The sequence below is a fragment of the Tardiphaga robiniae genome, assembly GCF_013359755.1.
GTDB lineage: Bacteria > Pseudomonadota > Alphaproteobacteria > Rhizobiales > Xanthobacteraceae > Tardiphaga > Tardiphaga robiniae.
This window is the reverse complement of sequence record NZ_JABMCJ010000092.1, coordinates 338,503-357,527: the sequence shown is the minus strand read 5'-3', so window position 1 is coordinate 357,527 and position 19,025 is coordinate 338,503. Positions and strand designations below refer to the sequence as shown.

Annotated in this window: 18 protein-coding genes and 1 pseudogene; 7 read left to right on the top strand and 12 right to left on the bottom strand. The window is 62.1% G+C overall.

Annotated features, from left to right (window positions below):
* Positions 1 to 137: 137 nt before the first annotated feature.
* The 3 genes from HP556_RS23660 to HP556_RS23650 form a co-directional block, all read right to left on the bottom strand.
* A complete protein-coding gene (locus HP556_RS23660; protein WP_175368754.1) occupies positions 138 to 1,049 on the bottom strand; it encodes a 4-(cytidine 5'-diphospho)-2-C-methyl-D-erythritol kinase in 912 nt (303 codons plus the stop codon).
* 4 nt (positions 1,050 to 1,053) lie between these two features.
* Positions 1,054 to 2,841, bottom strand: coding sequence for a tetratricopeptide repeat protein (locus tag HP556_RS23655; protein ID WP_175368753.1), 1,788 nt, complete (start codon positions 2,839 to 2,841; stop codon positions 1,054 to 1,056).
* A gap of 310 nt (positions 2,842 to 3,151) precedes the next feature.
* Complete coding sequence (locus HP556_RS23650) at positions 3,152 to 4,810, bottom strand: electron transfer flavoprotein-ubiquinone oxidoreductase (protein WP_175368752.1); 1,659 nt, start codon at positions 4,808 to 4,810, stop codon at positions 3,152 to 3,154.
* Between the two features lie 156 nt (positions 4,811 to 4,966).
* Here HP556_RS23650 and HP556_RS23645 point away from each other — a divergent pair, with 156 nt between their 5' ends.
* On the top strand, positions 4,967 to 5,800 hold the full coding sequence (locus HP556_RS23645; protein WP_175368751.1) for a uracil-DNA glycosylase: 834 nt from the start codon (positions 4,967 to 4,969) through the stop codon (positions 5,798 to 5,800).
* 14 nt (positions 5,801 to 5,814) lie between these two features.
* Here HP556_RS23645 and HP556_RS23640 read toward each other — a convergent pair whose 3' ends face one another.
* The 4 genes from HP556_RS23640 to HP556_RS23625 form a co-directional block, all read right to left on the bottom strand.
* Positions 5,815 to 7,323 carry a glycosyltransferase family 39 protein gene (locus tag HP556_RS23640; RefSeq protein WP_175368750.1) on the bottom strand — a complete coding sequence of 503 codons (1,509 nt, stop codon included), beginning with the start codon at positions 7,321 to 7,323 and terminating at the stop codon, positions 5,815 to 5,817.
* A gap of 82 nt (positions 7,324 to 7,405) precedes the next feature.
* The gene (locus tag HP556_RS23635; protein ID WP_175368749.1) at positions 7,406 to 8,134 is read right to left on the bottom strand and encodes a ribonuclease HII; all 729 of its coding nucleotides are present in this window, start codon (positions 8,132 to 8,134) and stop codon (positions 7,406 to 7,408) included.
* A 75-nt stretch (positions 8,135 to 8,209) separates the two neighbouring features.
* Positions 8,210 to 8,668 carry a VOC family protein gene (locus HP556_RS23630; RefSeq protein WP_175368748.1) on the bottom strand — a complete coding sequence of 153 codons (459 nt, stop codon included), beginning with the start codon at positions 8,666 to 8,668 and terminating at the stop codon, positions 8,210 to 8,212.
* 111 nt (positions 8,669 to 8,779) lie between these two features.
* Positions 8,780 to 9,943: a PA0069 family radical SAM protein gene (locus tag HP556_RS23625; RefSeq protein ID WP_175368747.1), complete on the bottom strand. Its 1,164-nt coding sequence runs from the start codon at positions 9,941 to 9,943 to the stop codon at positions 8,780 to 8,782.
* A 204-nt stretch (positions 9,944 to 10,147) separates the two neighbouring features.
* Here HP556_RS23625 and HP556_RS23620 point away from each other — a divergent pair, with 204 nt between their 5' ends.
* Positions 10,148 to 10,717: a glycosyltransferase gene (locus HP556_RS23620; protein WP_175368746.1), complete on the top strand. Its 570-nt coding sequence runs from the start codon at positions 10,148 to 10,150 to the stop codon at positions 10,715 to 10,717.
* 29 nt (positions 10,718 to 10,746) lie between these two features.
* Positions 10,747 to 11,226, top strand: a pseudogene (locus tag HP556_RS23615) (GNAT family N-acetyltransferase); the annotation flags it as partial.
* Here the strand turns inward: HP556_RS23615 and moaB are convergent.
* Both moaB and ypfJ read right to left on the bottom strand, forming a co-directional pair.
* Complete coding sequence (moaB, locus tag HP556_RS23610) at positions 11,223 to 11,783, bottom strand: molybdenum cofactor biosynthesis protein B (RefSeq protein WP_092139542.1); 561 nt, start codon at positions 11,781 to 11,783, stop codon at positions 11,223 to 11,225. The pseudogene HP556_RS23615 and the gene moaB overlap by 4 nt on opposite strands.
* A 2-nt stretch (positions 11,784 to 11,785) precedes the next feature.
* Positions 11,786 to 12,727 carry a KPN_02809 family neutral zinc metallopeptidase gene (gene ypfJ, locus HP556_RS23605; protein ID WP_089262405.1) on the bottom strand — a complete coding sequence of 314 codons (942 nt, stop codon included), beginning with the start codon at positions 12,725 to 12,727 and terminating at the stop codon, positions 11,786 to 11,788.
* A gap of 240 nt (positions 12,728 to 12,967) precedes the next feature.
* On the opposite strand from ypfJ, the gene HP556_RS23600 reads away from it, so the two are divergent.
* Both HP556_RS23600 and HP556_RS23595 read left to right on the top strand, forming a co-directional pair.
* A complete protein-coding gene (locus HP556_RS23600) occupies positions 12,968 to 14,101 on the top strand; it encodes a site-specific DNA-methyltransferase (protein WP_175368744.1) in 1,134 nt (377 codons plus the stop codon).
* Between the two features lie 149 nt (positions 14,102 to 14,250).
* On the top strand, positions 14,251 to 14,937 hold the full coding sequence (locus HP556_RS23595) for a glutathione S-transferase family protein (protein ID WP_175368743.1): 687 nt from the start codon (positions 14,251 to 14,253) through the stop codon (positions 14,935 to 14,937).
* 53 nt (positions 14,938 to 14,990) lie between these two features.
* On the opposite strand, the gene HP556_RS23590 is transcribed toward HP556_RS23595, so the two are convergent.
* Positions 14,991 to 15,419, bottom strand: a complete 429-nt coding sequence (locus HP556_RS23590; protein ID WP_175368742.1) for a nuclear transport factor 2 family protein — start codon at positions 15,417 to 15,419, stop codon at positions 14,991 to 14,993.
* Positions 15,420 to 15,510: 91 nt separating this feature from the next.
* On the opposite strand from HP556_RS23590, the gene HP556_RS23585 reads away from it, so the two are divergent.
* On the top strand, positions 15,511 to 16,434 hold the full coding sequence (locus HP556_RS23585; protein WP_175368741.1) for a LysR family transcriptional regulator: 924 nt from the start codon (positions 15,511 to 15,513) through the stop codon (positions 16,432 to 16,434).
* A 156-nt stretch (positions 16,435 to 16,590) separates the two neighbouring features.
* The gene (locus HP556_RS23580) at positions 16,591 to 16,926 is read left to right on the top strand and encodes a hypothetical protein (protein ID WP_089262415.1); all 336 of its coding nucleotides are present in this window, start codon (positions 16,591 to 16,593) and stop codon (positions 16,924 to 16,926) included.
* Positions 16,927 to 17,004: 78 nt separating this feature from the next.
* On the opposite strand, the gene HP556_RS23575 is transcribed toward HP556_RS23580, so the two are convergent.
* Together HP556_RS23575 and HP556_RS23570 are read right to left on the bottom strand one after the other, a co-directional pair.
* The gene (locus tag HP556_RS23575; RefSeq protein ID WP_175368740.1) at positions 17,005 to 18,330 is read right to left on the bottom strand and encodes a methyl-accepting chemotaxis protein; all 1,326 of its coding nucleotides are present in this window, start codon (positions 18,328 to 18,330) and stop codon (positions 17,005 to 17,007) included.
* A complete protein-coding gene (locus HP556_RS23570) occupies positions 18,293 to 18,829 on the bottom strand; it encodes a PAS domain-containing protein (RefSeq protein ID WP_089263626.1) in 537 nt (178 codons plus the stop codon). Before HP556_RS23570 ends, HP556_RS23575 begins: the two co-directional genes overlap by 38 nt.
* Positions 18,830 to 19,025: the final 196 nt, after the last annotated feature.

The window sequence follows — 19,025 nt, the reverse complement described above, 5'->3', positions numbered from 1 at the left end:
GAGAGGTCGGAGCACGAGCGGCAGCGAGTGATCCGGGTGAGGGGGAGCCAGTGTTTCACTCGCTGGCTCCCCCTCACCCGTCGCGGACTTCGTCCGCGCCACCCTCTCCCCGCAGGCGGGGCGAGGGAAAAAGCGCGCTAGCTCAGCACGCCGGCATGCACCCACCACAGCGGGTGGGCAAGTTGAATGGCAGCGGCCGCGCGCTGCGCGTCGGTGTCGTTGCCGAACAGCGCGAAACAGGTCGCGCCCGAACCCGACATGCGAGCCAGGCGAACGCCTTCGGCACCGCGCAAGGCCGACAGCACGGTGTCAATCACGGGCTCGACCTTCAATGCGGGCGCTTCAAGATCATTGGTTCCGGCATTGAGCGCGTCGATCCAGGCATCGAGTGAGCCGCCTTCATTCGGCCAGGTAGCCCGTTTCAGGACGTCTTTGACGCCGGCACGCAGCTCGCCATTCTTCAGGCCGAGCTCCTTGAACACATCCTTGGTCGCTACCGGCACGCGCGGATTGACCATCACGCAGGGCAAACGCGGAATGCTGAGCGGCAGCAGGTTTTCGCCCACGCCCGTCATCACGCAGGCGTGCGACGGCACGCAAACCGGCACATCGGCGCCGGTTAGGCGCGCCACTTCGAGCACGCGGGGATCGTCCATTTCAAGATTGTTGGCGCGCACCAGAAGACGCAGCGCCGCAGCAGCATCCGCCGAACCGCCACCGATCCCGGCGGCAACCGGCAAATGCTTGTCGAGTGCAAAGCGCCCGAATGTGAGACCCTCGACGCGCTCGCCGAGCAGCCGGGCGGCCTTGATCACGAGATTATCGGCGGTGTCGCCGCATTCCTGCGCGCGCGGGCCAGTAGCGGTCAGCGACAGATCGCCGCCCGCATCCAGCGTCAATCTATCGGCGCAATCGGCAAAGGCCACGACGCTTTCGAGATCATGATAGCCGTCAACTCGACGGCCGATAACGCGCAGGGTCAGATTGACCTTGGCGCGCGCATCTTCTTCGAGAACCGGGCTCGTTGAACCGGTCGTGCCCCCAACCATTGAATCAGCCGCCTTTACCGTCTTCTTTTTTCTTGTCGTTGGATGCAGCCGACGACGATGGCTCGTCCGACAGACCGTTTTCCATCTTGGCTTCGATCTTCGGAATCTCTTCGGCTTCCGGCTTCAGATCCTTGGCGTGCTGCCACTGGAACTTGGCTTCCAGCTTGCGACCGACGCGCCAATAGGCATCGCCGAGGTGGTCGTTGATGGTCGGATCTTCCGGCTTCAGGTCGATGGCACGTTCGAGCTGCTTCACAGCGTCGTCGAAATTGCCGATGCGGTAATAGGCCCAGCCGAGCGAGTCGACGATGTAGCCATCGTCCGGACGCTGGTCGACGGCGCGCTTGATCATCTTCATGGCGTCGTCGAGGTTGATGCCCTGATCGATCCAGGAATAGCCGAGATAGTTCAGAACATGCGGCTGTTCGGGCTGCAATTCGAGCGCCTTGCGCATGTCGACTTCAGCCTTGGCCCACTGCTTGGAACGCTCCAGGCAGATGCCGCGGAAGTAGAAATACACCCAGTTCGGCTTGTCCTGGTTGGCGGCGATGACGTCGATGCCCTTGGTGTAGGTCTCGGAGCAATCGGCGAATTTCTTGCGACCACGCTCGATATTGCCGAGCGCCATGATGGCTTCGAGATCCCGGGGATCGTCGGCGACAACGCCCTTGAGAATCTTGATGCCTTCATCGCTACGATCGGCCGCATCGAGATCGGTGGCCTGCTGGATCTGCGCGTTGCGCTTCAGCGCCGAATTGGCGGGCACGCGCTCATAGACCTTGATGGCCATCTGCGGTTTCTTCACCGACTCATAGAGGTCGGCGAGCGACAGCAGCGCCAGCGAGTGGTCCGGCTTGAGATAAAGCGAGAGCTGCAGATAGACCAGCGCGAGGTCTTCACCGCCGCGGCGGGTCAGCGATGCGCCAATGCCATAAAGTGCTTCAGCAGCGCCGGCCTGCGGGCTGTCGACCAGCGGCGCCAGCTTCTTGCCGGCCTTGGTCTCGCGGATGCCTTCCAGCACCAGGGGGTGACGGGCGAGCTTCTTGTTGAAGGTCTCGTAGATGCCGAGCGCTGCCGCATCGTCCTTGTTGCGCGACGTCCAGCGGCCATAGGCGTCGACCACGCGCAGCGCGGAGTCGTCGAGCTTGTAGGCACGCTCGAAACGGGCGCCCGCATCCTTCTGCTTGTTGGCAAGATCGAGGATCAGGCCGGCATGCAGATCCTTGAAGATCGGATACCATTCCGGACCGGCCAGCTTGTCGATATTGGCAATCGCCGTCTTGCTCTCACCGGCGCCGTAGCCGGCCCAGGCCGACAGCAGCGTCGCAACGAGGTCGGTGATCGGGCCGCGCACCGACTGGTTGATATTGGTCTGCGCGGCAGCGTATTTCTTCAGCTTGAGATCGCGCACGCCCACAACGAGACGGGCGACGCGGTTCGACTTGTCGATGGTGAGGATGCGATCGGCGAGCTTGACGGCCTCTTCGATATCGCCGTCCGCGAGCGAGGAGATGAAGGCGCGATCGAGCAGTTCGTTGTTCTTCGGATCGGTACGCAGCGCGGAGCGGTAAAACGCCGCAGCCGAGGTGGCGTCGCGCTCGACGCTGGCGTGGCGGGCGGCCAGATAGCTGCCGGCGGTGGTGAGCGACTTCAGGTCACGGGAGGTGGGAAACTGGGCAGCCGAGCTATCGCCGGTATGATCCGGGGTTTGCGCCAGCAGCTGACCGGGCATCGCGAGAACGGCGACCGTGACGGCAGCGAGCGTCAAACGATTGAAACGGATGGACAACATAGGGTTCGCCTAGCTCCAGGATTTACGGGCAGGATATCGAGCAAAATGCGAGCAAGACTGCAAGACAGGCTCGGATGCGCAGCCGACCCGGCAATAGTGCGCATGCCAACAATGCCGCGTTTGGCGGTCAATCGCAAGGATCGGAGGCGCGATCGCACCAGTGGCACCTTGAAGCCTGTCAGCAATTGGGCCGCCGGATTGCGCCACTGCCCCTGAGAACGCTCGCACTGTGGCGTTATCGTGACATCCGGCCGGTGTAGCGGCCCGCCTACGGGCGCCGCCGCTCACACAATCGTAATCAGCGAACCGGTTACATCGCCTCGTAGTTCGGGCCGCCGCCACCTTCCGGCGGAACCCAGGTGATGTTCCCGTTGGGATCCTTCACGTCGCAGGTTTTGCAGTGGACGCAATTCTGCGCATTGATCTGGAATCGCGCACCGCTCGACTCTTCCACCCACTCATAGACGCCTGCCGGGCAATAGCGATTCGATGGACCGGCAAAGACGTCGTGCTCCGACGACTTCTGCAGCGCCATGTCGGCAACCTTGAGATGGATCGGCTGGTCTTCCTCGTGATTGGTATTCGACAGAAACACCGAAGACAGACGATCGAAGGTGATCTTACCGTCCGGCTTCGGATAGACGATCGGCTGATACTGCTTGGCGGGCTTGAGCGCCTTGCGATCCGGCTTCTCATGCTTCTGGGTGCCGAACAGCGAGAAGCCGAACGTGTTGCACCACATGTCGAAGCCGCCGAGCGCGTTGCCGAGGAGGGTCCCGAACTTGGACCACAGCGGCTTGGCGTTGCGGACCGGATAGAGATCTTTGCCGATCGAGGACGACCGCCAGCCGGTCTCGTATTCCATCAACTCGTCATTGGCGCGACCTGCAGCCAGCGCAGCGGAGACGTGCTCGGCAGCCTGCATGCCTGACGCCATGGCGTTGTGAACACCCTTGATACGCGGCACGTTGACGAAGCCTGCGGCGCAGCCGATCAGCGCCCCGCCCGGGAAGACCAGCTTCGGCACCGACTGGTAGCCGCCCTCGGTGATCGCACGCGAACCGTAGGCGAGGCGCTTGCCGCCTTCGAATGTGTCGCGGATCAGCGGATGGGTCTTGAAGCGCTGGAATTCCTCGAACGGATAGAGATAGGGGTTTTCGTAGTTCAGGTGCAGCACGAAGCCGACAGCCACGAGGTTATCGTCGTAGTGGTACAGGAACGTGCCGCCGCCCACGTCATTGTCGAGCGGCCAGCCGAACGAGTGCTTCACCGTGCCCTTCTGGTGCTTGGCCGGATCGATCTGCCAGACTTCCTTGATGCCGATGCCGAACTTGCCGGGCTCGCAATCCTTGTCGAGGGCGAATTTGGCGATGATCTGCTTGGTCAGCGAACCACGCGCGCCTTCGGCGAACAGCGTGTATTTGCCGAGCAGTTCCATGCCTCGGGTGAACGAATCCTTCGGCTTGCCGTCGCGGCCGATACCCATGTCGCCAGTGGCGATGCCGCGCACGGCGCCATTGTCGTCATACAGCGTCTCGGCAGCCGCGAAGCCGGGATAGATTTCGACGCCAAGCGCTTCCGCCTTCGCACCCAGCCAACGGCACACCATGCCGAGCGAGGTGATGTAGCAGTGATGATTGTTCATCAGCGGCGGCATCAAGAAGTTCGGTAGCTTGAAGCCGCCGGTCTTGGTCATGAAATAGAACTGGTCGTCCTTGACCTGGGTCTTGAGCGGGCAGTCCGCATCCTCGCGCCAATCCGGGATCAGCTTGTCGAGATTGACGGGATCGATCACCGCGCCGGACAGGATGTGCGCACCGACTTCGGAACCCTTTTCCACGACAACGATGGACAGGTCCGCATTGAGCTGTTTCAGCCGGATCGCGGCCGACAGACCCGAGGGCCCGGCACCGACGATAACGACGTCGAATTCCATGGACTCGCGCGGCGGAAGTTCTTCAGTGCTCATAATCTCGTCTCAGACCCGTTTCCAACCCGTTCAGAACGCTTCTAAGGGCTGTTGTTTCCGATTTTTCACGGAAGAACAACCACCTAAATGCACAGGGGGCGTTTCGCTGGGCGGCGATCCGGCCTAGATTGCTGGCATGCCTGTGACCCCCCTCTCATGACGCCTGAACCCCACCCCAGCGTTGCGCAACTGCTCGCCTTTTATCTGGAGGCCGGGGTCGATTGCGCATTGATGGATGAGCCGGTGAACCGGCTGTCGGACGACCTCCCGCCGCCTGCCCGGGAGCTGTCCGATAGCGCGCCGAAGCGACCACCGCTGAATGGCATGCCGCCTCCACCGCCGCGCCCGCCTGCCCGCGTCGAGGTCGCCCCGGACGTGGCGATTGCCGCCGCCCGGGACGCCGCGCGCACCGCGCCCTCGCTCGAGGTGCTGCGTGGCATGCTGGATACATTCGACGGCTGCGCCCTGAAATCGACCGCGACCCAACTGGTGTTTGCCGACGGCAATCCACAGGCACGGATCATGTTCGTCGGCGAGGCGCCGGGCCGTGACGAGGATATCGAGGGCCTGCCCTTCGTCGGCCGCTCCGGCAAACTGCTCGATCTGATGATGCGCGCCATCGGCCTGAAGCGCACCGACGTCTATATCGCCAATGTGATTCCATGGCGGCCGCCGGGCAACCGCACGCCGACGCCGCAGGAGACGCAGATCTGCCTGCCGTTCATCCAGCGCCAGATCGAGCTGGTGAATCCGGACATCCTCGTGACGCTGGGCAATCCCTCGACACAGACGCTGCTGCAGACCCGCGACGGCATCATGAAGTCCAGGGGACGCTGGGTCGACTACGACACCGGCACGCGCAAGATCAAGGCATTGGCGACGTTCCACCCCGCCTATCTGCTGCGCTCGCCGTCTTACAAGCGGATGACCTGGATGGATCTGCGATCGATCGCCAAGGCACTGGAAGCGCCATCGGGCAGGACGAGCTAGCGAAGGCGTTTCATCTAGGGCGCCTTTGGCCGGACAATTGCCCAACCGATCCGCAGCAAAGGTTGCCGGCCATTCACCAGACGCTCAAAGGCGCGCGGGACTTCCGGCACGAGGTTGGGGAAACGCTGCGCAACGTCTGCAGGCGGCGTACCGACTGTATCCGCCGCGCGCCACACCACGACGCCGCCGGTCTCGGCGAACTTCGCTGGCGTGATCCACGGCGTACGGGAAGGCACTGCATCGTTCAGCAGATGCGGCCGTGACGCGCTCATCCCGATCAATGCTGCGAGTTGCGCATCGCCGGCCACCGCCGGCAATGGCTTATTGGTCCGGCGCTCGAAGCTCTCGCCGAAGAAGCGCCCGATCTCGCGTGCAGGCAGCGCCGTCACATCTTCGGGGCCGTCGACCCAAGGCAGAATCACAAGACTGGCGAAGGCTGCGAGGGCCGGAGCGATGATGGCGAAGGCCCAGACCTTGCGCAGCACGCGCTGGCGCCGCAGCGCGATCAGGTCGCCCGACGCCACGACCACGGCGAGACCCGACATGACCAGCGCAATGCCGGCACCGCCGACCACGCGATCGAGCCCGTAAAGGGCAGCGAACAGGCTGCCGAGCAGCCCCGGCACGAGCGCGAAGAAAAATACATAGTCACGTGCCAGCGGATCGACCGGCGGGCGGAAGATAATCGGAGCTTCCTCGGTCTTCGGAACGATGCGGCCCCAGTTCATCACCGTCAGCACGATCACGCCGGTAATTGACGCAAGCAGCCAGGCCATCAGCACGCCGCACTGCCGCGCCTGGCTGGCGATATCGGTCAGTTGCGGCGGTACAGGCACAATTGGTGCGCCGGCCCGGATCACCCACATGGCCCATGGCAATGTCAGCACCGCGATGACCAGCAGCGCATAAAGCGGATCGAACGAAGCAAGGTTACGCCTGCCGCGCGATGTCGCGAGCCCGAAGACGAGTGGCAGCGGCAGCAGCCACATGGCATGAGGCGTGGTCAGCAGCAGCAGGCCGGCCTCGATGGACAGCGCGAACCAGGCATTGCGACGGCCCTGCCCGATCGCGAGCCAGGCATGCAGCAGGAACATCGCCCAGAGCGGACGCGCGAGGATCAGCGGGCCGAATTCGATGCCGGGCGTGCTAAAGGCCGTAACCGTCATGGTGAGCAGCACGGCGATGACAGCCTGCGGGCCGCCGACGATGGCACTGCCCAGCTGATAGACCGCGCGGAAAGTGAGGACGGCGCAGATCTGCGCCAGCAGATAGACACCGAAAACATGATTGCCGGCCCCCCGAAAGGCGATGTCCGCCAGCCAGAACGCCAGCGGCGGTCCCATATGGGTACCGACTTGATATTCCCGGCCATAGGCCAACACGGTGGCGAGATCGCCCGGCGGCCCGCGATACAGCAGCAGGGGGACGACGAGCCAGATCGCGGCCTGACACAGCACGACGATCCAGAACACCAGCCGTGGCCGGGCGCGGATCAGTTCGACGATCAGGGAGGTGAAACGCATTGAACGTCTGAACCGGCCAGCAGGGAATGAAGCGTGCTCAGGTGATACGGCGCAGAGCCAAGAGAGGCAACCGCCTGAGCGCTCAGGCGGATATCTCGATATCGATGGTGGTGTGGACTTCGATCAGACCTGCCGCACGGACGCCAGCCTGATGACGCGCACGCGCCGCAGCAACCGGCGCGAACAGGCTGCGATGATGAATGCTGGGCCCCAATTCATTCAGCGCGGCCATATGCTGCGGCACGCCATAGCCCTTATGGACCTCGAAACCATAGCCCGGACAATCCTCGGCCAGCCGGCACATCAGCCGGTCGCGCGACACCTTGGCGATGATCGAGGCTGCTGCGATGGAGAGCACCAACGCATCGCCGCCAATGACGGCCTCGCAATCGGCCTTCGTATCGATCTTGTCGCGGCCGTCGACAAACACATGTTTCGGCGCGTCCGGGAGCGACGCGACGGCACGCGCCAGCGCCCAGAGCGAGGCCCGCAGGATATTGTCGCGGTCGATCCGGGCGGGTGATGCGTAGGCGACGGCAAAGGACGACGTAGCGCAGATTTCCTCGAACAGCGCCTCGCGCTTACTCTCTGTCAGCTTCTTGGAATCGTCGAGGCCTTTTGGAATGTTGTTCGGGTCCAACACAACCGCGGCGGCAACAACCGGTCCGGCCAGCGGACCACGCCCGGCCTCGTCGCAACCAGCCACCGGCCAGATGCCTTTCTTGAGCAGTGTGCGCTCGCGCGTGAAGCTCGGCGCGACCACGATCTTGCGCGGCTTGGCCGGCGCTTTCTTCTTCGCATCTCGAATCATCGGAGGATCCTGCTGAAGCAGCTCCCGGGGTGCAACCGGGAACTCAGGATCATGCCCGCTATTCAGGTCGGGTCTTTAATCGTCCAGACGCACCCGCCGGTCATCACCGACCTCGATCCCCGGTGCCGTCACCACGTCCCAGGCGTGCCCGTCCGGGTCGGCAAAGTAGCCGGAATAGCCACCGTAATCGGTCTTTCGCGCTGGCTTCAGAAGCGATCCACCACAATCGACAGCGAAAGCGAGGACCGCATCGACCTCGCCTTCGGAGCGGCAATTCCACGCCAGCGTGCTGCCGCGAAACGCCTGCGGCCTTGGATGGTCAGGCAATGTCGCATCCTGCGCCAGTTGATCCCATGGAAACAGCGCGAGGACGCTGGCGCCGGTGTCGAAAAAGGCGATGGCATCGCCCGAGGCACGGGCCTTTCGCGTAAAGCCCAGCGCTTCGTAGAAGGCAATGCTCCTGCGCATATCCGCGACACCCAGCGTGATCACCGTCATGCGCGCGATCGGCGCCGGTGGTTTCTTCGTCGTCATGCGCGTCACTCCTGTACTCACTCTATAGATCGAAAAGAGGGACGTTGGCAGGCTCTGGTTTCCTGCCAACGTCCCCTCTCCACCACTCCGTACGCTGCGAGACCTGCGGAGTTAGAACAGATTCAATTGCTGACCGGCACCGGCCGGCTTCTCGAAATGATCGAGGGTGAGCTTCGAACGACGCTTGTTTAGGCCAAGCTTCGTGCAGGCGATCTCGAAGCGGCGACCGATCATCCAGGCCATCGGCCCCGTGCCCTTCATGCGCGTGCCCCATTGCGAGTCGTAATCGCGGCCACCGCGCATTTCGCGGATCAGCGTGAAAACATGCCGATAGCGATCCGGATAATTCGCGATCAGCCACTCGCGAAACAGATCGCGTACTTCCATCGGCAGCCGCAACAAAACGTAGCTGGCTTCCTTGACGCCGGCATGCGCGGCGGCATCGAGAATCCGTTCGATCTCGCTGTCGTTCAGCGCGGGGATCACCGGCGCCACCATCACCGTGGTCGGAATGCCAGCCTCGGATAGCTGCCGCAAAGCTTCCAGTCGCTTCGACGGCGTCGAAGCGCGCGGCTCCATGGTGCGCGCGAGCTTCGGATCGAGCGACGTCACCGACAACGCCACTTTGACCAGATTGCGCTTCGCCATCCGCGCCAGGATATCGATATCGCGCGTCACCAAGGCAGACTTCGTGACGATGCCGACGGGATGGCCGGTCTTTTCCAGCACTTCGAGAATGCCGCGCATCACCTGCCGCTCGCGCTCGATCGGCTGATACGGATCGGTATTGGTACCGATCGCGATCATCTTCGGCTCATATTCGGCGGCGGCCAGCTCCTTCTCGAGCAGCGCCGGCGCATCGGGCTTCACGAACAGTTTGGCTTCAAAATCGAGCCCGGGCGAGAGACCGAGGTAGGCGTGGGTCGGCCGCGCGAAACAATAGACGCAGCCATGCTCGCAGCCGCGATAGGGATTGATCGAACGGTCGAAGCCGATATCCGGCGATTCATTGCGCGTGATGACCTTGCGCGCGGTGTCCGTCGCAACAGTCGTCTTGAACGGCGGCAATTCATCGAGGCTCTGCCAGCCGTCATCAAAGGCGACCCGGGCCTCAGCCTCGTAGCGCCCGCTGTCGTTGGACTGGGCACCGCGGCCGCGCCGCCGCTGCTTGTCGATCGCTACCGCGATCTCGGGAAAAGGGGAAAGCGCACCCGCCGGCTTATCGGAGGGCGCCGGGACCGGCGGGTGCTTGAGGGCAGCGATCTGGCGACTCATGAAGCCACGATAGCGCACACATGGAACAAAGCAAGAACATAAATAGGGTGGCACACGATCAGGGCACTGTGCATTCTCCCGCCGCCTTGCAGGGGCGGCCGAAAGTCGAACCGCCCCGAAATTGCAGCAGCCGCCGGTGCCGCATAGACTATGACGAAACGATAATGCGGCCACCCCGTTGTTGAGAGGTATTATCCGACACCCATGCTGAGCGTGATCATCCCCACCGAAGGCGTCGAGCAGCCCGCTGTTGCCACACTGGCAGCGCTGGTGCCGGGCGCGGCTGCCGGGGTGATCCGCGAAGTGCTGCTGGTCGATCGCGCTGGCACCGATGTCATCGAACGTGTCGCCGATGTCGCGGGCTGCGGCTTCCTGACCTCGCAGGGATCGCGCGCCGCGGCGATGGCCGCCGGCGCCAAGCAGGCGCGCTCGCCCTGGCTAATGTTTCTCCATGCCGGCGCCGTGCTCGATGCCGGCTGGATCGAGGAGACCCAGCAATTCATCCAGCGCGTATCGACCAGCAACCGCCCCCGCGCGGGCATTTTCCGCTATACGCGCTCGCCCTATGACGAGACCAATTTTCGCGATGGCCTGAAGCACCTGGTCCGGATGATCACAGGACCCAAGGCCGATCAGGGCCTGCTGATCGCCCGCGAACACTATGATCGTCTCGGCGGCTACGCGCCCGATGCCCGGCGCTCCGAAGCGCGGTTGCTGCGCCAGCTCGGCCGCTCCTCACGCACATTGCTGCGCAGCCGGATCATCGTTGCCTGATCATGGCCGCCCAAGCCCCCGATGCCGTTCCGCTTGCAGTGCTACGCGATCTCGAGCCTGGCGATATCGACTGGGTCATCCGCAGTCACGGCGAACTCTATACGAGTGAATACGGGTTCGATGCATCCTTCAAGGCGCTGGTAGCCGACATCGCCGCAGAATTCGTCGCGTCATGCGATGCCACGCGCGAACGCTGCTGGATCGCCGAGATGGATGGCGCGCCCGTCGGCTCGCTGTTTCTCGTGAAGGCATCCGACGACGTCGCCAAATTTCGGCTCTTGCTGATCGATCCCAAGGCGCGCGGACAAAAGCTCGGCCAGCGCATGGTGACGGAATCCATCGCCTTTGCGCGGCAATGCGGCTATCGCAGGATCACGCTGTGGACCCAGAGCAATCTCGGCGCTGCGCGAAAAATCTATCAGGATGCGGGTTTCGCGCTGGTCGCCACCGAGCCGCATCGCAGTTTCGGGCAAAATTTGATCGGTGAGACCTGGGAGCTCGTGCTCTAGACCGACGCGCCCTTCGCCTTCGGGCGCCGCAGATGCTCATCCAGCCGCGGCATGATCTCCACGAAATTGCAGGGCTTTGTGCGGTAATCCAGTTGCGCGGCAAGGATACCGTCCCAGCCATCGCGGCAGGCGCCGGGCGAACCTGGCAGGCAGAAGATAAATGTCGCGCCGGCGGTGCCAGCAGTCGCGCGGCTCTGGATCGTCGAGGTACCGATCTTGGCGTGGCTCAGCATGTGAAACGCAATCGAGAAACCATCCATCCGCTTTTCGAACAGCGGCTCGATGGCTTCCGGCGTGACATCGCGGCCGGTGAACCCCGTGCCGCCGGTCGTGATGATCGCGTCCACGCCGGGATCGGCAATCCATGCGCGCACGATCTTGCGGATCGCTTCGACATCGTCCGTGACGATCTCGCGCTTCGCCAACACGTGACCAGCCGATGTCAGCCGATCGGCCAGCGTCGCGCCGGACTTGTCGTCATCGAGCGACCGCGTGTCGGAAATCGTCAGTACCGCAATGTTGAGCGGCACGAAGGCCTTGGTCGCATCAGGCTCCATCGCTACAGCCGATCCGTCGCAAATGTGTTGCAGGCCTGCACGGTGCCTTGCTGATAGCCGGTCATGAACCAGCGCTTGCGCTGTTCGGCAGAACCGTGCGTGAACGAGTCCGGCACGACGCGGCCCTGTGCCTGACGTTGCAACGTATCGTCGCCGATGGCGGACGCGGTCTGCAGCGCAGCATCGATGTCGCCGGCTTCGAGGAAACCGGGGCGCTTCTTCGATTCGCGATTGACCCAGACGCCGGAGAGGCAATCGGCCTGCAGTTCAACGCGAACCTGCAGCAGATTGGCCTCAGCCTTGCTGCCCGCCTGCTGCTGCAGCCGTGTCACGCGCGGAATGATCCCGAGCAGGTTCTGAATGTGATGGCCGGCTTCATGCGCAATGATATAGGCCGCGGTAAATTTACAGGCATTGCCCGAGCAACCGCGGAATTTGGTTTCGACCTGACGGAAGAAGCCGGTGTCGAGATAGATCTTCTTGTCGGGCGGACAGTAGAACGGCCCCATCGCCGACTGCGCATTGCCGCAGCGCCCGCCATTGGTGGCATTACGAAACAGCACGATCTGCGGCCCGGTATATTTCTGCCCGCTCTCCTTGAAGATTTCGTCCCAGCGATCGTCGATCTCGCCGAGCACGCCGGAGATCATGCTGCCCATCTCGTCGGTGGGTGCGCCTGATTTCGTCGGCGTCGAGCGCCGATCGGTCTGATAGGTCGGCGCCTGCTGGCCGCCGGTGAGAATTTCTGCACCGCCGATCAAGATGCGCGGATCGATGCCGAACGCCCAACCAACGAGGCCAAGCACAATCACCGTGCCGATGCCGAGACCACCGCCACCGCCCGGAATTCCGAAACCACCGCCACCTCCGCCGCCATATCCGCCGCCGCTATCGTCACGACGGTCGTCGATATTGTCGCTGCGACGGAAGTCATCGTAACGCATGAGGTAATTCCTTCATTTCAAGTCGCAGCATTTTAGACCGGTTTGACGCGATCCGAACACCATAACGCAATTGCAGCGTAAAATTTCCATTCCATTAAGCATTAACCTGCCCGGCAAAACTTGCCTAGTTCGAACTCGTTACCAATTAAGTCGATTTTTACTTTGCCCGGTCAATGTCTGCCTGTCGGTTGTTTAGTCCCGCGTCGCCGACAGCGTCGCCTGAGTCAGAGTAATTGAGTCATGGTTGTTTCGCGTCGCGGGGCGTCTGCAAGGGCGCCCCGCTCTCACTTCGAAACCTCTCCGAGCAGCAGCATCGTCATTGGTGATTGCGTCGCAGAGATGTCAAAACTCCCGGCAGGGTCGGTCGATCTGGTGTTCGCAGATCCGCCGTACAATCTGCAGCTGAAGGGCGATCTCAAGCGCCCCGATGAATCCCATGTCGATGCGGTGAATAATGACTGGGACAAGTTCTCGTCATTCGCCGCATATGACGACTTCACGCGCGCGTGGCTCCTGGCCGCACGCCGTATCATGAAGCCGTCGGCGACCCTGTGGGTCATTGGCTCCTATCACAATATTTTCCGCGTCGGCGCGATCATGCAGGATCTCGGCTTCTGGGTCCTCAACGATATCGTGTGGCGCAAATCGAATCCGATGCCGAATTTCCGCGGCCGTCGCTTCACCAATGCGCATGAGACCATGATCTGGGCTGCGCGCGATGAGAACGCCAAGGGCTATACGTTCAATTACGAAGCCCTCAAGGCCGCGAATGAGGACGTGCAGGCACGTTCCGACTGGCTGATTCCGCTTTGCACCGGCGACGAACGCCTGAAGGGCAGTGACGGCAAGAAGGTTCACCCGACCCAGAAGCCGGAAGGTCTGCTGGCCCGCGTGCTGCTGTCCTCGTCGAAACCCGGCGATCTCGTCATCGATCCGTTCAACGGCACCGGTACCACCGGCGCCGTCGCCAAGCGCCTCGGTCGCAATTACATCGGCTTCGAGCGTGACCGCGAATACGCTGCCGCTGCCGAAGCACGCATCGCTGCAATCGAGCCGCTGCCCGAGGCAACACTGGCACCGTTCATGACCGCCCGCAGCGCGCCCCGCGTGGCGTTCTCCGAACTGGTCGAACGTGGCATGATCTCGCCCGGCACCAAGTTGGTCGATCTCAAGAAGCGTCATGGCGCACTGGTGCGCGCCGACGGCGCCATCATGTTCGGCGACAAGGTCGGCTCGATCCATCGCATGGGCGCAATGGCCCAGGGCTCCGCATCCTGCAACGGCTGGACATTCTGGCACGTCGAGACCAAGAAGGGCCTGCGCCTGATCGACGAACTCCGCGCTGAAATCCGCAGCGAGATGGGTGCGGGCTAGCGGCCGGCTCATGCTACCCGCCGGACGCGCGCGCCCGGCCTTCACCAAAACGTCGCTTGCACTCTCCCGTAATTCCAAGCACGAGACGATGGTTCGCGCCCGCGGTCCTCGCCTCGCGCTTTGACGTACAAAATCCAGGGAGATTTGAGATGCTGAAGTTTTACTTCAACGGGTCGCCGAACCCGACCAAGGTCGCGCTGTTTCTGGAAGAAGCCGGCCTGGCCTATGAGCCGATCGCTATCGACACCCGCACCGGCGCGCAGTTCAATCAGGACTTCCTGAAGGTCAATCCGAACGGCAAGGTGCCTGCAATCGACGACGACGGCGTCAAGGTGTTCGACAGCAACGCCATCCTGCTCTACCTCGCCGAGAAGACCGGCAAATTCCTGCCCGCCAACACCCCGGCCAATCGCGGCGAGATGCTGTCCTGGCTGATGTTCGTCGCCACCGGCGTCGGTCCGTTTTTCGGCCAGGCCGTGCACTTCAAGCATTTCGCGCCGGAGAAGATCGACTACGCGCATAACCGCTATCAGTTCGAGGCAAAACGCCATCTCGGCGTGCTCAATGAACGCCTGGCCGGACGGCAATATATGGTCGGCGACAGCTACACGATCGTCGACATGGACGTCTGGGGCTGGGTGCGGATGACCAACTTCATTCTCGGCGACGAGGGCTTTGCCCAATTCCCCAACGTAAAGCGCCTGCATGATGAGATCTCGGCACGCCCGGCCGCAGCGAAGGCTGTCGCCCTGAAGGACACATTCAAGTTCAAGGCCGAGATGGACGACGAAGCCCGCGCCGCCATGTTCAAGCATCTCGCCACCAGCGCAGCCTAATCACGAACCATTCGACGAATGCCGGGCGCAACACTGCGCCCGGCATTTTTGTGTCAGGCAGGCACGCGCGCCATCTCCTCCGGGAAAGGACCCAACACCCGCTCCACAAGCGCAGTGTCGCAATATTCCTTGATCATGGTGATCTTGCCGTTCTCGACACGCCACACCATGCAATAATCGTTGTCGTATCGATTGCCGGTCTTGGTGACATTGTCGCCCTTGGCCTCGACCACCACCAGATTGCCTTCCGCAATGAAATTGGACGCGACCGTGCGCGGTCGAATGTCGAATAGCGACCTGAAATGTCCCATCAGGCCATTGAGGATCGCATCCTTCCCCTTGAACGTACGTCCCCAGGAATACTGACCGACGACGATCCAGCACGCGTCATCGGCGAGGTGATCGGCAAAGGTCGTGCCGCTACGGTTGGCTGAATCGCTATAGACCTGCTGAATAAGCTTCTTGTTGTCTGCCGTGCTCATTGTTCTGCTCCATCGCTTGAACGATGACGCAGTATGGGTTGGACAATCCCCATTCTTCCAATCGATAGTCTGTATGATATATATTCGACCTATGAATTTAGCCGCGCTCGATCTCAATCTGCTGGTCGCGCTCGATGCATTGCTGCGCGAGAGCAATGTCGGCCGCGCCGCGATGCGGATCGGCCTGTCGCAACCGGCTGCGAGTCACGCATTGCGCCGGCTGCGCGACGTTCTCGGCGATCCCCTGCTGGTCCGTGTCGGCGCCCGCATGGAGCTGACGCCGCGCGCACAGGCCCTGCGCGGTCCACTTGCCCAGACACTGGAGCAAGTCCGCGGACTGTTCATCCCGGATGTCTTCGACGCCCGCCAAAGCGACCGGCACTTTCGGCTGATGATGCCGGATCTGGCCGTCGAACTGCTGATGCCACCATTGATGAAGAAACTCGACAGCGTCGCGCCAGGTGTGCGGATCAATGTCGTACCATGGCGCGGTCCGGCAATCATGACGGCGGAGTTCGCCCGCAGCCTCGACATGGTGATCAGCATCGGCAACGCCTTCAACGGCTTCCATCGTCAGCTGCTCTATGTCGATTCCGACGCCCTCGCCGTCCGCAAGGGCCATCCGGCAGTGGCGCGCCTGAAGACGACCGAGGGATTTCTCAAAGCCCGCCACATCGCCGTGGTGCTCCGGGGCCAGAGCGAAGACCTGATCGACGACTGGCTGCGCAACAAGAAACTGGAGCGGCAGATCGCCCTCGTCGTGCCGAGCTATATCGAGGTGCTGCATGTCGCGGCACGGACCGATCTCGTGGCCTTTGTGCCGCGACGCCTGATTGCCGCATTGGCTCAGCCACTATCGCTCACGACAATTGCGCCACCATTCGATCCCGGCAACGACGAACAGTTCATGTTCACGCCGACACGCGCGCAATTCGATTCCGGCTCAATCTGGCTCCGCAAGATCATGCTGGAAACCGGCCGCGAGCTCGATCCGCCAAAGCGCCGTACGGCCTGACACAGCGCGCCCCGGTCAATTTTGCCGGCAAAGCTTGCCGGCAGGCAACGCCTGATAGCAACTACAAATACCTAACCGCTTATGATGTCTGAATATTTCTGATGGCCTGATTTTTGCGTAGTGGGTCGCAAACATCTCACAGCAAGAGAAATTCAGATGTCGAACTCCATTATCTCCAGCATGCAGTCCTTCAAGCTTCCGACCAGACTGCAGCCATCCGACAAGGCCGAGAGCGGCCTCGGCAATGCAACAGCGATAGCAAAATCGCCGGAAGAGAAATTCCTCGACTACGCGAAAAAGACGCCGGCAGAAAAAATGCGCGACGCGCTGCTGTCGAGCATCGGCGTAACGGAAGAAGAATTGAACAACATGTCGCCGGAGCAACGCCGGGAGGTCGAGCAGAAGATTGCCGACAAGATCAAGGAAGCCGTGAACAAGAAGACCGAGAATGGCGGCAGCGCCAGTGGTTTCTTTACGGATATCAGCGCCTAGCAGTCGCGCGTTACACCGCTAAAGAAATTGGCGCCGCAACGGCGCCAATTCCGGATCAATCGAAATGAGCGGACGCGATCAGCGCGCGGCAGCCTGGCGTACCAGATTTTGCCGGGCCTCGCCGAGATAGCCGCGGATTTCCTTGGTCAGCAATCCCGACTGCGACGACAGATCGCTCGATGCCACCATGGTCGATGTGGCGAGTTGTTCGGTGTCCTTGGCCGTGGTTGCCAGCGACTGGATGTTGGTTGAAATCTCGCGCACCACCGCGAAGGCCTCGTCGATGTTGCGCGAGATATCGGCCGTTGCCGCCGACTGCGCTTCGGAGGCGCTCGCGACCTTGCCGGTGATCTCGTTCACTTCCGCAATCACGGTGCCAATCTCGGTGATCGACGAGCTGACCTTGTCGGTCGCCGACTGAACCTGGCCGATTTCCTTTTCGATCTCGGCGGTGAAGTTGGCGGTCTGGGTCGCCAGTGCCTTCACTTCATGCGCCACCACAGCGAAACCGCGGCCAGCATCGCCTGCGCGGGCCGCCTCGATCGTCGCGTTCAGCGCCAGCAGATTGGTCTGGCTGGCGATCACGTTGATCGAGGTCACGACTTCACTGATGCGTACGGCGACAGCGCGAAGCACGTCGACATTGCTGGCTGCATCGGCGACGCGTTCGACGGCACGGCCGGCAATCGCCGCCGAGCGATTGACGTCGGCGCCCACTTCGCTGGCGCTGGACGACAGTCGCGCCGTGGCCGAAGCCACCGACTGCATGTTGGCGGACGCCTGTTCGGATGCCGCTGCCACCGACGTGACGCGGGTCAATGTCGAGGATGCGCCAGTCCGCAGATTGCCTGCGGTGCTGCTCATCTCGACCGCGCCGCTGTCGAGTGCGGATACGATGCCACCCACGGTGGATTCGAGCTGGCTGGTCTGGCGCTCGAAATTCCGGATGCGGTCGGCGATGTTGTCGGTCGCCGCGTTCATCGCTTTCGCCCCGTACAGCAGGCCGCCATGCAATCCGCCCGGCAGGATGCGCCGATAATACTTGTTGTCGTTCAGCGCTGCCATCGCCGCGGTGGATTCGCGCACGAAAGCATCGCAGCCGTCGATCATGTCATTAACGCTGTGCAGCAACTCGCCGGTCACGCCGCGCACCGGGATGCCAAGGATACGGGCCTCGAAGTCACCTTGCGCGATGCGCTGGCAGGCGATACGCGCTTTCTCGATCAGGCGCGCCGTCTTGCCCATCAGGACAAGCGCGACAACGGCGGCAGCGATCGCAACAGCCTGACAGACCATGGCCGCGAGCGGAAGACCGAAGAACTGAAGCACCAGAGCAAGCGCAGAGCCGGCAATGACGACGAGCGTGCTAAGCTGCGCTCTTGAGAGAAAACATAAGTTCGTCATAGCTGACTTTCTGGGATGCAACGAAATCGGTTAGGGCCTTGTAGCCGGCGGCGAGGGATTCCTTGCCGTTCACGTGCCGCTTCTCGATTGCCAGCACGTCGGCATATACAGGCGCGATCGTCTTCTTGATGAGATCCGGCGGCGGGACACGGCGATTGGAATGATAGCCAGCGATCTTGCCGTCGAGACCATAGGACGGCGTGACATGGGCGAAGACCCAGTAGTGATCGCCATTGCTCGCCATGTTTTTCACAAAAGCGAAAATCTCGCGGCGTTCCTCGACGGTGTCCCAGAGCAGCTTGAAGACACTGCGCGGCATATCGGGATGACGGATCAAGCTGTGCGGCTGGCCGAGCAACTCGGCTTCGGTATAACCGGCCATCTTGCAGAACAGACGGTTCACATAGGTCATGCGACCCTTGAGATCCGTCTTGGATACGATGAGCTCCGATGCCGGAAAGAAAGTCTCGCGGCCGCTCGGCTTGATCTGGTTGGACATCATTGACCTGTTGGTGACCGATTCACCCAAAAACTAGTGCCACCGGTATTAGGGAACGCGGCTGAATTTTGCGTTAAGGTTCTGTCCACCATGAATTCGCTGCCGGCGGACGATCCGGACGCGTTTTTCCGTCGCGATCGTCCCAGTTGCCGCGATCGCCTTTCCCGTGCCATGACCTCGATCAAATCGAGGGGAG

Excerpts from the sequence above, each read along its gene's own strand:
- HP556_RS23660 (WP_175368754.1), bottom strand. The coding sequence starts at position 1,049 with ATGGTTGGGGGCACGACCGGTTCAACGAGCCCGGTTCTCGAAGAAGAT.
- HP556_RS23655 (WP_175368753.1), bottom strand. The coding sequence starts at position 2,841 with ATGTTGTCCATCCGTTTCAATCGTTTGACGCTCGCTGCCGTCACGGTC.
- HP556_RS23650 (WP_175368752.1), bottom strand. The coding sequence starts at position 4,810 with ATGAGCACTGAAGAACTTCCGCCGCGCGAGTCCATGGAATTCGACGTC.
- HP556_RS23645 (WP_175368751.1), top strand. The coding sequence starts at position 4,967 with ATGACGCCTGAACCCCACCCCAGCGTTGCGCAACTGCTCGCCTTTTAT.
- HP556_RS23640 (WP_175368750.1), bottom strand. The coding sequence starts at position 7,323 with ATGCGTTTCACCTCCCTGATCGTCGAACTGATCCGCGCCCGGCCACGG.
- HP556_RS23635 (WP_175368749.1), bottom strand. The coding sequence starts at position 8,134 with ATGATTCGAGATGCGAAGAAGAAAGCGCCGGCCAAGCCGCGCAAGATC.
- HP556_RS23630 (WP_175368748.1), bottom strand. The coding sequence starts at position 8,668 with ATGACGACGAAGAAACCACCGGCGCCGATCGCGCGCATGACGGTGATC.
- HP556_RS23625 (WP_175368747.1), bottom strand. The coding sequence starts at position 9,943 with ATGAGTCGCCAGATCGCTGCCCTCAAGCACCCGCCGGTCCCGGCGCCC.
- HP556_RS23620 (WP_175368746.1), top strand. The coding sequence starts at position 10,148 with ATGCTGAGCGTGATCATCCCCACCGAAGGCGTCGAGCAGCCCGCTGTT.
- moaB (WP_092139542.1), bottom strand. The coding sequence starts at position 11,783 with ATGGAGCCTGATGCGACCAAGGCCTTCGTGCCGCTCAACATTGCGGTA.
- ypfJ (WP_089262405.1), bottom strand. The coding sequence starts at position 12,727 with ATGCGTTACGATGACTTCCGTCGCAGCGACAATATCGACGACCGTCGT.
- HP556_RS23600 (WP_175368744.1), top strand. The coding sequence starts at position 12,968 with ATGGTTGTTTCGCGTCGCGGGGCGTCTGCAAGGGCGCCCCGCTCTCAC.
- HP556_RS23595 (WP_175368743.1), top strand. The coding sequence starts at position 14,251 with ATGCTGAAGTTTTACTTCAACGGGTCGCCGAACCCGACCAAGGTCGCG.
- HP556_RS23590 (WP_175368742.1), bottom strand. The coding sequence starts at position 15,419 with ATGAGCACGGCAGACAACAAGAAGCTTATTCAGCAGGTCTATAGCGAT.
- HP556_RS23585 (WP_175368741.1), top strand. The coding sequence starts at position 15,511 with ATGAATTTAGCCGCGCTCGATCTCAATCTGCTGGTCGCGCTCGATGCA.
- HP556_RS23580 (WP_089262415.1), top strand. The coding sequence starts at position 16,591 with ATGTCGAACTCCATTATCTCCAGCATGCAGTCCTTCAAGCTTCCGACC.
- HP556_RS23575 (WP_175368740.1), bottom strand. The coding sequence starts at position 18,330 with ATGACGAACTTATGTTTTCTCTCAAGAGCGCAGCTTAGCACGCTCGTC.
- HP556_RS23570 (WP_089263626.1), bottom strand. The coding sequence starts at position 18,829 with ATGTCCAACCAGATCAAGCCGAGCGGCCGCGAGACTTTCTTTCCGGCA.